This window comes from Flavobacterium zepuense, assembly GCF_007097145.1.
GTDB lineage: Bacteria > Bacteroidota > Bacteroidia > Flavobacteriales > Flavobacteriaceae > Flavobacterium > Flavobacterium zepuense.
In genome coordinates this window covers 178,201-192,803 of record NZ_VJVZ01000013.1, presented here as the reverse complement: position 1 = coordinate 192,803, position 14,603 = coordinate 178,201, and the positions used below count along the sequence as shown (strand labels likewise).

At 44.3% G+C, this 14,603-nt stretch carries 8 protein-coding genes; 2 read left to right on the top strand and 6 right to left on the bottom strand.

The genetic code is table 11. The features are described 5' to 3' along the window. Positions 1 to 65: 65 nt before the first annotated feature. Entirely contained in the window at positions 66 to 7,160 is a 7,095-nt protein-coding gene (locus tag FMM05_RS18200; protein WP_143374851.1) for a choice-of-anchor L domain-containing protein, read from the bottom strand. Between the two features lie 222 nt (positions 7,161 to 7,382). Here FMM05_RS18200 and FMM05_RS18195 point away from each other — a divergent pair, with 222 nt between their 5' ends. After that, a complete protein-coding gene (locus FMM05_RS18195; RefSeq protein ID WP_143374850.1) occupies positions 7,383 to 8,144 on the top strand; it encodes a UDP-2,3-diacylglucosamine diphosphatase in 762 nt (253 codons plus the stop codon). 1 nt (position 8,145) lies between these two features. Here the strand turns inward: FMM05_RS18195 and FMM05_RS18190 are convergent, their stop codons facing one another. From FMM05_RS18190 to FMM05_RS18175, 4 genes are all read right to left on the bottom strand, one after another. Continuing rightward, positions 8,146 to 8,499, bottom strand: coding sequence for a hypothetical protein (locus tag FMM05_RS18190; RefSeq protein WP_143374849.1), 354 nt, complete (start codon positions 8,497 to 8,499; stop codon positions 8,146 to 8,148). A 357-nt stretch (positions 8,500 to 8,856) separates the two neighbouring features. After that, entirely contained in the window at positions 8,857 to 10,554 is a 1,698-nt protein-coding gene (gene recJ / locus FMM05_RS18185; protein ID WP_143374848.1) for a single-stranded-DNA-specific exonuclease RecJ, read from the bottom strand. 663 nt (positions 10,555 to 11,217) lie between these two features. Further along, complete coding sequence (gene rsmI / locus FMM05_RS18180; protein WP_143374847.1) at positions 11,218 to 11,940, bottom strand: 16S rRNA (cytidine(1402)-2'-O)-methyltransferase; 723 nt, start codon at positions 11,938 to 11,940, stop codon at positions 11,218 to 11,220. After that, entirely contained in the window at positions 11,940 to 13,529 is a 1,590-nt protein-coding gene (locus FMM05_RS18175) for a hypothetical protein (RefSeq protein WP_143374846.1), read from the bottom strand. The genes rsmI and FMM05_RS18175 overlap by 1 nt, the downstream gene beginning before the upstream one ends. A 101-nt stretch (positions 13,530 to 13,630) precedes the next feature. On the opposite strand from FMM05_RS18175, the gene FMM05_RS18170 reads away from it, so the two are divergent. Continuing rightward, entirely contained in the window at positions 13,631 to 14,257 is a 627-nt protein-coding gene (locus FMM05_RS18170; protein WP_143374845.1) for a thymidine kinase, read from the top strand. Positions 14,258 to 14,260: 3 nt separating this feature from the next. On the opposite strand, the gene FMM05_RS18165 is transcribed toward FMM05_RS18170, so the two are convergent. Beyond that, on the bottom strand, positions 14,261 to 14,602 hold the full coding sequence (locus tag FMM05_RS18165) for a hypothetical protein (RefSeq protein ID WP_143374844.1): 342 nt from the start codon (positions 14,600 to 14,602) through the stop codon (positions 14,261 to 14,263). Position 14,603 lies beyond the last annotated feature (1 nt).

Genomic DNA, 14,603 nt, shown 5'->3' with positions numbered 1-14,603 from the left:
TAAGTTGAGTAGGCATACCTAACCCCCGCCTTTTGGCAGGGGTTTAGCAGCCTTATTTTTAAAATTTAGTTATCCTGCCTGTTGATATAAACCCAACCGGTAGTGCTCTCGCCGTTGCGGCGTTGTACCATGTAGAAATATGTTCCTGTAGGTAGTTCATCTCCACCACTTGTTTGGCCATACCATTCATCAACATAATCTGTTTTACTGTACACTTCTTTACCGTAACGGTTAAATATCTCAATTTTTCTAACATCTAAGCCCGAAAGATCAAAGTTATCATTTTTACCGTCACCGTTAGGAGAGATACCTTTTTGGATTTCACAGCTTGTTGCAAGAACATCTACCGACGTTTCAAACGGACAAGCGCCATCTAAAGGTGTTACTGTTACAGTATAAGTACCAATCTTATCTATAACAAATGCATAGCCTGTACCTGTTTGAGGGCCACTCCATGTAAATGTTGCGTTATCTGCATTATAGATCTCATCTGCAAAGATAACAGTAAGCTGATACTCATTATCATCATTACATTTTTGATCTATAGTAACTTCCGGTGTTGCTACAATACCTACGTTAAAGCTTGTTTCGCCAAAGCAGGTTGAGTTACCTGTAGCAGCTGCGTATACATAAATAGTCTGGCTATCTATAATAACTGTGCCCGCTGCAAGTGTTGTACCTGTAGCGCCAGGGCCCGTGTAGTAGACATTACCTGCAGGCAGAGCCTCTAAGGTATAGCTATCGCACGTTGCAACATCGTCAAGTTCTACAACTGCAGGAGTTGGAGATACAGTAACCGTAAAGTTAGTTTCAGATGTACAGTTTGGTACAGTACCTGTCTCGGCATATACATAAACTGTAGTTGTAGCAATTAACTCTGTACCCGCAGGTATAAGAGTACCCGCACCACCAGCAGCAGTATAATAGTTACCCACAGTAAGTGCAGGAAGTATATAGCTGTCGCAAGCTGTTACCGGCTCTACTTCTGATGCAACAATAGCAGGTGTAGCATTAATTGTTACAGTAAATACATTTTCATCTGTACAACCGGCAGCGCCGTTTGAAGCAAATACATATACATCTTGTGTAGCGGTAATAACCTCGCCAGCTGCTAACTCAATACCACCACCATTAGTTTCGGTATAATAAGCATTACCCGGGGTTAAAGCAGGAAGCGTATAGCTACCACACTCAACAACATCTGCAGGGTCATCTGCAACCGGAACCGGAACGATTGTTATTGTAAAACTCTCTTCTGATGTACAGTTTGGCACAGAACCTGTTTCGGCATATACATATACCGTTGTGTTAGTTGTAAACTCTGTACCAACAGGTATAACGTTACCAGCACCGCCGGCAGCATCATAATAATTACCTACTGTAAGTGCCGGAAGTGTGTAGCTTTCGCAAGCTGTTACCGGCTCAACTTCTGCAGCCACAATGGCAGGAGTAGCGTTGATAGTTACAGTAAACACATTCTCTGCAGTACATCCGGCAGCACCTGCCGAAGCATATACATAAATATCCTGTGTAGAAGTAATTACTTCGCCCGCAGCTAACTCAGTACCACCACCACTAGTTTGGGTATAGTAAGCATTGCCCGGATTAGTTAATACCGGAAGCTCATAGCTACCGCAAGCTTCAACATCAGCAGGATCATCTGCAACCGGTACAGGAACTACTGTTACCACAGTACTGGCAGTAATGGTACAGCCAGAGTTGCTAACTACTACCTGGTATTCGCCAGAAGCATCAACCGTTATAGAGCTACCTGTATCAGGAAGATCTGCACCACCTACTACAGACCAGCTGTAAGTAATATCAGAACCAGCATTCTCTACTGTAACTTCAATAGTACCTGTAGCACCTTCACACAATGTAAAGTCATCTGTAATAGTATAAACCGGTGTAAGGTCTTGTACTATCAGGTCAAAAGATTTAACACCTGTACAACCACCTTCACTTGCAGTAATTAAAACGTTAACCCAGATAGGCTGGCCACCGCTAATAGTATTTGTAAATGCCTCAGGAGTTTCTATGGCATTCTCAGCAGCTACAGCGTCAGCCTCAGTAAGATAATATGTTACGGTATATAAGCTTGCATCAAGTCCCTCTAACAAAATATCAGTATTTTGAGTAAGGTCAAACTCAGCAAAACCATCAGCATCACAAACAGTAAGATCAGCAGGGTCGGCAACAATTTCTTCTACCGGAGCAAAGAACTCAACAAGTATAGAACCCTCACGAGTACAATCTATACCAATAACTGCTGCTTCTACACTATAAGTACCACTCTCGGTAACTGTAAGGGTAGCTTCATCTTCGCCATCCATCTCTACACCGTCCTGGAACCATGTAAAAGTATGCTGGTCAGGGTCAAGATTAGTACTTAATACTACTTCTTCTTGGGCACATGCTCCCGTACCATCTTCAACAATCATATCGGCACCAAGGTCTATCTCCCCAAGGTTAAAACTGCCACCAAGAAGGAATACTGCCGATGATACACCATCATCACCTTCATTAGCCACGATCATTTGCATGCTATACTCATGGTTTGCCTCAAGGGTATAAGGCACCACTGCATCCATTTTAATAGTTTGTCCGTTAAGGTTAATTGGAGATAATAGACCATTATACTGGCCAAAGTACTCCTCGTTTATACCAGGGCAGTTTGCGCCCTGATCCTGGTTATCAGGGTGAATGTTAGTTACCAATATCAGCTGGCCGTTAGGCAATACTGCAAGGTTACTTACTTCGCCGCTTTCAAGATCTGTAAGGATAAAGGCAAATACATCAGAATAAGTACACTCAAATCCAGGTGTTCCGTATTCTTCCGATGCAAATAAGAATTTGAATAATGTAGATCCCTCAGGTATATCTACCAGTGGCGAGAAATCAAATTTAATTGATGTAGAACCATGGGTATTAGCCTGATTGCCCGCAGGGAATTCCGGATAAGTATTCAGGATAGCCTCAAGAGCTGCCTCTTCAACAGGATTTTCCCATCCTCCAAAAATACCGCTGTCATTAGGGCCAGGAACATCTGTCTCTGCATCGCCGCTTACTAATACTATACCACTATCATAAACAGTACCATCAGGATCTGAGAACTGGAAGCTCGATCCGTTGCTTTCCCAGTATCCTATACCGTTTTTACCTACTGCAGTACCTGTAACCGATGTAAAGTTATCTACATAAGCACAGTCTGAACCAAGGAATACATCTGTAATAAGCTCAGGAACTGTGTACTGAGTTTCAGATACCGTGATTGGAGGCTCCGGAGTTGATATACAAATATCAAAGCCGGTAACAGTTGCAGGATTATTTAAAAATGTAGTGTAAACCATTACATAGTAGTTACTACCCGGTGTTAAATCATTTAACACTACCGTTTGCTGCCATGTAGTACAGCCTATCTCTGTAAGGTTACCACAATCGTCGCCTTCAAAAACTGCGAACACCATAGTGGCACCAAAATCATTATTTATATTAACCGCATGAGATTCGCCCGTTGCTTCAAACACAAACCATGCGTCATAATCTGGGGTATCCCAATAGCAGCTTGGCAAAACACCCGAAGATGTACTACCTGTAATAGTGCCTGCTACCGACTGTACACACATTGCGCCCGGGTTAACCGGTACCTCTATAGCGCCATCGCAATCATCATTTGCAAGCGATGTTGTAAAGGTAAGCGGGCCAGACCATGTACTGTTGCCGTTATCGCCACCACAAATTGCCCTAACGTAGAATGAATATGTTGTACCACTTTCAAGGTCAAAATAATCTGAAAGGTTTACAGGGTTATCATTAGTAAGTAATGTAGTTACTATTGGTGCAGTAGGGCTTGGAGCAGTTGCCTGGTAAGCCAGTACTGTTACTTCCCACTGGGTTGCACTACCCATCTCTGTCCAGCCTATCTCGGCCGTATCTAAACCAATATTATCTATAGTAAGATCTTGTGGTTTAGGGCAAAGAGGCGCTAAACATGAAGGTGCACCTTCATAAATAGTTGTTCCCTGAGCACCTGTTCCTGCAGGTTTTGTAAAGATATCCTCCATAAACGGACTATAAACAATAAGCCCTTTTTCGTAGGCATCCCAACCTGTAGTGTTCCAGAATATTTCAATAGGCACATCAGCACATAAAGGTATATCTACTGTCATAGAATACATATTAGGAGAACCCCATGTAAACTCATCACCTATTGTAGCCACCGGCACACCACCCTGAGATATTGTCATGGTATTACCTTCGTAACCCCATCCGTTTTCACTGGTCATTTCAAAAGAGAATACACACTTATCCGCTTCTTCACAAACTTCGGTGTTAAATGCAAACGGGCCTGCCCAATCGCTCTCTTCATCATCAGCACATACTATCCTTACATAATACTCGTAGTTAGTAGCCGCTGTAAGAGGGCCTACACCTACCGCAGGGTTAGTTATTGTAGCACCTGTTGGGGTAGTTGTTTCTGTTGGTGCAGCTTCACCAGCTTCAACAACATAATATTCCCACGATCCTGTTTCCGGGCCATCCCAGCCAAGATCGGCAGTTGTTGTAGTTTCATTTTCTGTATACAATCCTGTAGGAGCTAAACACGCCGGCACTAAACAGTCGGCAGTAGAGCTGTACAATACTGTATTAGGAGTACCGGTACCAGGTAACATTGTGAATAATGTCTGATCGAAACCATTAATTATCTGAAGCCCTACCTGGTAAGAGAATGTACCACCGTTTGTCCAGAATACCTGGAACGGTGTACTTGTACAAAGTGGCACGGTAACCGTTTGGGTTGCGCCTGTTGTAAATGTAGAACCTATGGTTGCAACGTTAATACCATTTTGGGTAATTTGCATGGTTCCACCATACCAACCGCCCCAAAAATCGCTGGTCAACACAAAAGTGTAGTCACACTGTTGAGCTTCAGGACATACATCTGAACTGAAAGCAAACGGACCTGCCCAAGGGCTATTTTGTGTATCGCTACACACCATCCTTACATAAAACACGTAGTTAGTAGCCTCTTCAAGTACTACTGTTGTAGGGTTTGTAGTTGTAGGTATAGCATCTGCATCTGTTGGTGCAGGGCTACCTGCCTCAGCATAGTAATATTCCCATGTACCTGTAGGCTGGCCTGCCCATCCAAGATCGGCAGATGTGTTTGTAACGTTAGTAACATTAAGCCCTGTTGGAGCCAAACACATAGCAGTATCACAATCTACAGTACCAGTGTAAAGTACAGAGTTTTGAACTCCTGTACCCGGTGCTTTTGTGTAAAAAGTTTGAGCAAAGCTATTTTGTATAGAAACTCCAACTTCATTAGCAAAGCTACCACCTGTATTCCAGTAAAGCTGGATTGGCAAATCATTACACACCTGTACCGGAACCGTTATAGGGCCGCTACCTGATGTAAATGTACCGCCTAAAGTAGCTATTGTAATACCGTTTTGAGACACTGTCATGGTATTACCATTCCATCCGTCACCCCACGAGTCAGTTAATGTAAAAGTGTAGGTACATTGATTTGTAGTTTCACAAATCATTGTATTAAACACATATGGGCCTGCCCATGCACTAAATGTACCATTACCACAATCGGCACGTACATAATATTCGTAAGGAGTTGCAGCAACAAGGTCTACACCGGCAAACGTTTCTGTAACTGTTAAATTAGAGTTATCTGTAACTGTTGTACCTGCACCAGATGGTATGCCACCGGCAGGAGCCTGAATAACTATTTGCCACGAAGTAGCATTGCTTGGGTTTGTCCAGGAAAGATCTGCAGATGTCTGGCCAATGTTAGTTGTAGGTAAACCTACAGGAGGCGCACAGTTAACCTGTTGTATAATTAATGTATACGGTGTAGTTTGAGCCCACACGGTAGACACTACAATATAATAGGTTTGACCCTGTGTTACCGAAAGTGTAGGGATAGAAAGCGATGTTTGGTTCCATTCGCTATTTGCACCGCCTATACACGATACACCTATATCAGCACAATCATCATAAACAAAAACACCCGCTTCGCCATTAATGGTTGGGGCATTTATGCTTATAACACCTGTAAATGTAGCGGTGTAAGAATATACAACATCATTACCATTTAGGTAACTTTCCCATGTTTCTGTACCACAACCTGTACTTCCCGGTACGCCTTCATAGTTATCGGCATAGTTAGATGTGTTATCTGTTGTAGAATATGGTAAAGTACTAATAACTATAGGAGCGGCGCAGCTTTCGCCCAACGCAACCGTACTAAAGCTAAAGGGTCCTACCCAGCCGCTTTCGCCACCGTCAGAACATAATGCTTTAACATAGTATTTATAATCAGTATTAGCTGTTAGAGGAGCACCATTAGCCGGAGCACCTGCCACATATGGTAAAGTGCCATTGTAAACCACACCGTTACCTGTAGGGGTACCGGTTTGTGGCAATAACTCAATTTCCCAAGAGGTAGCACCACTTGGGTTAGCCCAGCTAAGGTTAGCCGTGGTCATACCAATATTAGTAGCGGTAAGAGTTGTTGGGTCAAAACATTTAGCCGTAACCGACACGTTATCAATTGCCCAACGCTCACCATTATCGCCAGCCATAACAAAAGCGATATATCTAAAAGAACCCGCCATGGTAGCAGGTAGGTCCACAGTTTTTTGCTGCCACGCAAGCTGTGTAGGATTAAGCTGTAACTCAGTCCAGGTTACCTGCGGCGTACCAAAGTTTGCCGTGTTGGTTTGGTTGGCAACACTGTCATCTGCCTCAGCAACAGGGTTAGACACGTATATCTTAAATGTAGTATTTTGATCTGCATTAAAGAATAAACGCGAGTAAAAATGCAACTGCGGGTTGGCAGGCATCTCTATAAGCGGCGTAATAAGCCAATCTGTTGCAAATGTTGTAGGAGCAACGTTTTCCCGATCCAGGAATGCTGAGTGCGTACCCTCAAAAGCAGGCTGCGCAGAACCGCCATTACCCTGGATCCACCATTCGGTTGGCCCATTGGCCTCACTAACTAAAGCCCAGCCGGCGGGACCACCCGCGCCTGAACCCGTTTGCGTTGTCCATGTACCTTCAAATCCCTCCATCGGCAAGCCGGGCTGTGCAAAAGCACAAAGGGATAAGAAAAACATGAAAAACAGAAAAGTAGTTTTTTTCATAGAATTATTAATTAGTAGTTTATGTTTAAGATTCCGAAAATAAGGAAATTTTTTAAACGAAATGCACGTAATGTTAAAGATTATCTAACTTTTAATTAAAAAAAACAAAATTTCCTCTAATTGTTATGAATATAAAAATGAACTACTAACTTTTTCTTACATAATAATACAAATATTATATGTGCGTATTACTTTATATCTTTGCCATACCTAATATTTGTAATGGATACCTCTAAAAAAATATACTTCGCGTCCGATCAGCACTTTGGCGCACCAACCGCCGAGCTTAGTTTTCCTCGTGAGCAAAAATTTGTACAATGGCTGGATGAAATTAAGCACGATGCTGAAGTACTTTTCTTACTGGGCGACCTTTTTGACTTTTGGTTTGAGTATAAAACCGTAGTACCCAGAGGTTTTGTTCGCGTTTTGGGCAAACTGGCCGAACTTCGCGACAGCGGCATACCTATATATTTCTTTACCGGTAACCATGATTTATGGATGCACGATTACTTTCAGAAAGAACTAAATATACCGGTATACCATAAGCCCCAGGAGTTTACCTTTAATAATAAGGTGTTCTTAATAGGACATGGCGATGGCCTTGGCCCCGGCGATAAAGGCTACAAACGCATGAAAAAGGTGTTTACTAACCCTTTTTCTAAGTGGCTTTTTAGGTGGCTGCACCCTGATATTGGCGTGAAACTCGCTCAATATCTGTCGGTTAAGAATAAGTTGATAAGCGGCGACTCTGATGTTAAATTTTTAGGGGAAGATAACGAATGGCTGGTATTATACTCCAAACGCAAGCTGCAAACCAAACATTATGACTACTTTATCTTTGGCCACCGCCACCTGCCCATGACCATTAATGTGGGTAATAACTCCTATTATATTAACCTTGGCGACTGGATAGGCTACTTTACCTACGGTGTTTTTGATGGAGAGAAATTTGAATTACTGAGCTATAAAACCCAGCAGGCTTAACCTAATTTTTACACGTAATATCAAGGTAATTAAGTAGTTGAATTGTAAAGATAGTACCCTCTACAAGGTCTTTTATTTGCATTAGCTCACTTTTAGATACTGCAAGGTCTACCTGTTTTAATGGGGTTTTAAGCAAAAACTTGTGGCAGCGCGCACGATGGCAGCAATCAACACAGCCCGTTTCGCGGCAAGCTTCATCTATAAGTTTAGCAAAGTCTTTTACCTCATTTTCAGACAAATAAAACCCGGTTTCCTTAAAAACCATCTGTATACGGTCTTTTAAAACCGCATCGTTTTTCTTCCAATGAAATGCTACCCCAAAATCGTTAAAATAAATCTGCTCAATTTCTTTCATGCCAAAATGATTTGAAACAAAAATAGCAATTATTTAAAATCATTCTAAATAAAATTGAATTATTTTTCGCTGATATTTCACTTTTGGATTTTGAGATTGCATTACAATTGCATTCTAAATCCACCCGATTTACAATTTAATAATATACCGATCGGTATAAAAAAAATACTTTTTTTGACGATTTTGAAATTCTGAAAATAATATACCGAGCGGTATATTTATACTATTTTAAATTTTGAATGATGAATTTTAAATTACAAATTTCATAATCTTATTTCCTTCTTAAGGTTTGAAATTTTAAAGCTGTAATTTGGAATTTTCCTCGTTTGAAATTTGGAAATTGGAATTTGGATTTTTTTACTCCACGCATCTAATATCCCTCAAACGCAACTGAAGGCTCGTTACCCCGTTCCATTCATTCTCATCGATAGAATAGACCGCATCAAAAGCATCGCCGTTGCAGGCCAGGTCTTTTTTGGCAGCCAGCCCAAAACCTATTGCACCATAGCCTTCAGACCCATTTTGCCGTACAAACAGCTTTAAATGGGTATCGTCTGACCCTATCGACTTGCCAAAACCGCTATCGGTTAAATTTCGGCTCAAAAATACCGGACTCATATTACCCGGCCCAAATGGCTCAAACTGCTTTAGTATGCGGTGAAACTTGGGAGTAATGTCCTCAAAATCAATCTCTGCATCTATACTAATCTCAGGGGTAAGCAATTCGGGGTCAATCGTTTCCTGTACTACTGCCTCAAACTTTGCCCTAAATTGCTCGTACTGATTTTCCAGCAACGTTAAGCCCGCCGCATACATGTGCCCGCCAAACTGCTCCAAATGTTCGGCGCAGGCCTCGAGGGCATTATAAATATCAAAATCTTTAACCGATCGTGCCGAAGCCGCCAGTTTATCGCCACTTTTGGTAAACACCAGCGTGGGGCGGTAATAGGTTTCAGTAAGGCGCGATGCAACAATTCCAATAACCCCCTTGTGCCAGTCTTCTTGGTACACCACGGTGGTAAACTTATCATGGTCGGCATTCTGTTCAATCTGCCGTAGTGCCTCCACCGTCATCTGCTTGTCAAGGTCTTTACGGTCGGCGTTAAGGGTTTCAATCGATGCTGCAAACTCTTCAGCCTGCGCAAGGTTAAACTCCGTTAGCAGCTGCACCGCATAGTTGCCATGCTTAATGCGGCCTGCAGCATTAATACGCGGGGCAATAACAAAAACCACATCGCTTATGGTAAGGGTTTGCCGTTTCATGTTCTGAATCAGCGCCTTAATACCCGGCCTCGGGAACGTATTAATAACCTCCAGCCCAAATTTAGCCAGCGAGCGGTTCTCGCCCGTAATCGGCACAATGTCAGCCGCAATGGCAGTGGCAACCAAATCAAGGTATGGAACCAGGTCTTCAATCGTCTCCCCCCTGTTCATACCCAATGCCTGGATAAGCTTAAAGCCCACGCCACAGCCGCACAGCTCGTCATACGGGTAATCGCAATCGTCGCGTTTAGGGTCTAACACCGCGACCGCATCGGGCAGAGTGTCACCGGGGCGGTGGTGGTCGCAAATAATAAAGTCGATGCCCTTAGCGTTGGCATATTCCACCTTATCAATCGATTTTATACCACAGTCTAACGCAATAATCAGAGTACAGCCATTATCATCGGCATAATCAATCCCGGCATTGCTCACGCCGTAGCCCTCCTTATACCTGTCCGGGATGTACGTATCTACATTGGGGTAGTAACTTTTAAGGTAGCTTGATACGAGCGATACCGCCGTGGTACCATCTACATCATAATCGCCAAAAACCAGTATGCACTCATTATTGGCAACCGCCTGCTCAATACGCGCCACCGCCTTATCCATATCCTTCATAAGGTAGGGGTCGTGCAAATCGGTCAACGACGGCCTAAAGAACGCCTTAGCCGCTTCAAACGTTTCGATACCGCGCTGCACCAGTAATGATGCCACCGCAGCATCTACATTGAGCGCCGCAGCAAGGTGGTTTACTTTATGGGTATCGGGTTTGGGTTTAAGGTTCCAGCGCATGGTGTGTGGTTGTGGCTTGTATTGAATTGCAAATATAAGCCACTGAAATGAAATTGCTATGCAATGTAGTGATTGGTGTTGAAAGCGCTATAGGAGCGGTATATCTATAGCAAACAATTATGGTAATTGAGAAAAGCTCCGGAGGAGCGCCATATCTATAGCACCTAATGATTGTCCTTGGAGTGAGCTCCGGAGGAGCGGCATATAATGCCGCTCCTCCGGAGCTCAGGGTCGTGCCTTGTAAATTTTCTATAAATATGGCGCTCCTCCGGAGCTGAAAAGCCAGCACAGTATAGCAATCCAACCCCGCACCGTCACTGCGAGGGAGGCACGACCGCGGCAGTCTCATTATTTTTGGATAATTTCTTTTGCATGTACAGAGATGTCTCCTATCGTCGACATGGAATAACCGTATTCCATTCCGACCGAAGTACAGCGAAGTAGAGTATCGAATCTTAAAAGTATCGAAGTTGCAAAACAACACGAGTGAGATTGCCGCACTCCGCAAGCTCCGTTCGCAATGACAGAACGTGAAAAACTGATTGTAAAAAATCCGTTTAAATCCGCGATTGCTCGCATCCGCGTTATCCGCGTTCCAATTTATAGAGATGCTTCGTACCTCAGCATGACAATAATGCGTGGAAGACGCAAAGCATTGCGTCTCTACTCCTCCTCGTCCTGTTCAGAGAATTTAGAACGTTTTGCCTTAGGCTCCGGGACAAAACCGCCAACTACCACCACGATCTCGCCGCGGGGCTCTTTTTTGGTAAAATGCTCCAACACCTCAGCGGCCGAACCGCGAACGGTTTCCTCATGCAGTTTGCTCAATTCGCGCGATACCGAAACGGGGCGGCTCTCACCAAAGTACTGAACAAATTCGGACAGGGTTTTAACCAGCTTGTGTGGCGATACATAAAATATCATGGTACGCTGCTCTTCGGCTAAGGCCAGAAAGCGGGTCTGACGGCCTTTTTTGTCAGGCAGAAACCCTTCGAAAACAAACTTATCATTAGGTAGGCCACTATTGACCAACGCAGGCACAAAGGCCGTGGCGCCGGGCAGGCATTCAATCGGAATATTATGCTGCACACATGCACGGGTTAGCAAAAACCCGGGATCGGATATGGCGGGCGTACCAGCATCGCTAATAAGGGCAATGCTTTCGCCGTTTTGCAGCCGCTGGATAATGCCCTCTACCGTCTTATGCTCATTGTGCATGTGGTGGCTGTGCATGTGCGTGCCAATATCAAAATGCTTGAGCAGTTTGGCACTGGTACGGGTATCTTCGGCCAGGATAAGGGTAACCTCTTTAAGCACTTTTATGGCCCGGAAGGTCATATCCTCAAGGTTGCCTATGGGCGTGGGAACAATGTAAAGTTTGGACATTAACTAAATCTTTTTTCTACCAGCACCATAAAGCGCTCTTCGTATTCTTCTTTGCCTTTCCAGTTATTGTAGTCGGGCTTAACAAGGTCATCTATAAAGTCTTTTGCCTCCTGGTAGGTGTTAAGCGTATTAAGCTGCGACACGACACGGTTAAGATCATCGCTGCTGCCGCCAAAAAGGTTTTTCTCAAAGGCAATACGGTCGTTTAGCCCGAGCGAAATGGCCTTTACAAAACCGTCGTTAAACGCTTTAGGCGCAGCGGCAGGCTTAGGTTCTTCCTTAGGTGCCGATGGCGTAGGCTCCCAGTCGCGCCAGTCTTTTTCCTCAGCTTTAGGAGCTTGCGGTGCAGCAGGCTCAGGGGTGTTGGATTTAGACGGTTCCCAATCGCGCCAGTCGCTTACAGGCTCTTCCTTTTTAGGCTGCTCCGGGGCTTTAGGCGCCTCAGGAGTGGCGGCTTTATTAGGCTCCCAGTTACGCCAGTCCGACGCATCGGCGGCAGGCTTAGGGGCATCATCGCCTTTCTTTACAAACTCAGGCTCTTTATAGTCGTGGAAATCCTCAAACGAAATTTCCTTTTGTTTTGCAGGTGTTTCGGGCGCAGCAGGGCGCTCAAAAGCAAATTCAAAACCTATTTTATTGTCCTCCACTTTAGTATTGGCATCAGGCTCAATTGTTTTTATCTCGGCATCGGCAGCTTTTTCCTCTTCTTCGGGGGTGCTTTCGTGCTCTTTTTCATATACCGCTGCCGCAGAAGCCTCCTCAGCCTTAACATCCTCCGCCGGTTTCTCCACCTGAACTTTTACCTCAGGCTCTTCGGTTTGTGGCTCTTCGGCTTTAGCTTCGCTTTTTGGTTCTTCTTTAGGTTCTTCAACCTGCGGAGTTTCCTTTGGCTCTTCTACCTCAGGTTTTTCTTCTTCTTCCGGTTTTGGCTCGCCTTCTTCGGTGGTGTCGTTTTCTATATCGGCTTCAGCCACTTCGTTTTCTTCGTCAGCAGGAACAGTTTCCTTAGCTTCAGGGGTATCTTTTTTCTCGTCTTCAGCTACAGGCTGTTTGCCCTCTGTATCGGTATTTACACCTTCGCCGCTTTCATTCTCTTTATCCTGTTTTGGTGCGTCATCCGCTTTAGCATCATCTGCCACTTCGCTTTCTTCTTCAGCAGGAACGGTTGCTGCAGCTTCGGGGGCTTCTTTTTTCTCTTCTTCGGCTACAGGCTGCTTGCCATCCGTATCGGTATCTACTCCTTCGCCACTTTCATTCTCTTTATCTTCAGATTGCTCCGCTTTTTTAGCCTCCTGTTTTTCTTTGCGCTCGGCAGCCTTTTGGTCGGCTTCCTTATCCAGTTCGCCCGGCTCAGGCTTTACCAGTTCGGCTTCGTCAAGGCCGTACACCTCGTCCAGCTTAAACAGCGCCGACGCATGCCCAATAGTTGGAGTTGCACCCTTAAAATTATCTTCTACAAATTTAAGCACCGACAGCTTTTCGTAAAGCCTTAGCGTTTCCTGCTGCAGTTGGTCAATCTCGGCCCTGTCCTTAAGTTTCAGTATGCGGTGGGCAATGCTTATAAGGTCGGCTTCTAATCTTTTCTTCATAACTTTTAGAATAATAGGGGTTGGCGCAATAGTTTTTTAATAAATTTGTTTTATACAAAGTAACAGAAAACATTTCTGTTTTACAGCCTGAAAAATACAAAATGTTTCTCGAAAATACAGTAAACCATAAAGAACAGTTTGGGTGGATAGAGGTCATCTGCGGCTCCATGTTTTCGGGCAAGACAGAGGAACTTATCCGCAGGCTTAAGCGGGCGCAGTTTGCAAAACAAAAAGTGGAGATATTTAAACCTTCTATAGATACCCGCTACCACGAAGAAATGGTTATTAGCCACGATGCTAACGAGATACGCTCTACCCCGGTAACATCGGCCGCCATGATACGCCTCCTGGCGCAGGACTGCGATGTGGTGGGTATAGACGAAGGCCAGTTTTTTGACGATGAAATTATTGCCGTATGCAACGACTTGGCCAACAGCGGTATACGCGTTATTGTAGCCGGACTGGATATGGATTTTAAGGGCAACCCCTTTGGGCCCATGCCTGCCCTTATGGCTACCGCCGAATATGTTACCAAAGTACACGCCGTGTGCACCCGCACCGGTAACCTTGCCAATTATAGTTTTAGGAAAGCGAATAACAACAACCTTGTTTTATTAGGCGAAACTGAAGAATATGAACCCCTTAGCCGTGCTGCTTACTACGAAGCCCTGCGTGAACAGCAGGAAAATAAAGCCGATTTTATTAAAAAGACGGATAAGGCAGAGTAGCCCCTACTTATCATTTACCGAAACGTAGTGCCCTATAAGCATCCCTTCGGCCAGGAGCGCTTCACCCGTAAAAAGTATATCGCCGTCTTCTGCCGTCCACACCAAATCATACTTAACATTGCTGGGCACCGTGCTTTCTATAAACGAAACGGTAAGTATGCCCGATGCCGGCCCATACACTCCATCCCACGTAGAAAAGTACCTGCCTATAAAAGGGGCATTGCCTTTTTCTATAAGGATAGCGCTTTCTTTAGCAACGGTAAAAAGGCGGCTGTTGGTAAATTCGCCTGCCAGGTTGCCGTCATCGGTCAGTTTTAAATAAAAAGAGCCTATTATCTTAGCCATC

Coding starts and splice junctions, on each gene's coding strand:
- FMM05_RS18200 (WP_143374851.1), bottom strand. CDS start 7,160: ATGAAAAAAACTACTTTTCTGTTTTTCATGTTTTTCTTATCCCTTTGT.
- FMM05_RS18170 (WP_143374845.1), top strand. CDS start 13,631: ATGTTTCTCGAAAATACAGTAAACCATAAAGAACAGTTTGGGTGGATA.
- rsmI (WP_143374847.1), bottom strand. CDS start 11,940: ATGTCCAAACTTTACATTGTTCCCACGCCCATAGGCAACCTTGAGGAT.
- FMM05_RS18195 (WP_143374850.1), top strand. CDS start 7,383: ATGGATACCTCTAAAAAAATATACTTCGCGTCCGATCAGCACTTTGGC.
- recJ (WP_143374848.1), bottom strand. CDS start 10,554: ATGCGCTGGAACCTTAAACCCAAACCCGATACCCATAAAGTAAACCAC.
- FMM05_RS18165 (WP_143374844.1), bottom strand. CDS start 14,602: ATGGCTAAGATAATAGGCTCTTTTTATTTAAAACTGACCGATGACGGC.
- FMM05_RS18175 (WP_143374846.1), bottom strand. CDS start 13,529: ATGAAGAAAAGATTAGAAGCCGACCTTATAAGCATTGCCCACCGCATA.
- FMM05_RS18190 (WP_143374849.1), bottom strand. CDS start 8,499: ATGAAAGAAATTGAGCAGATTTATTTTAACGATTTTGGGGTAGCATTT.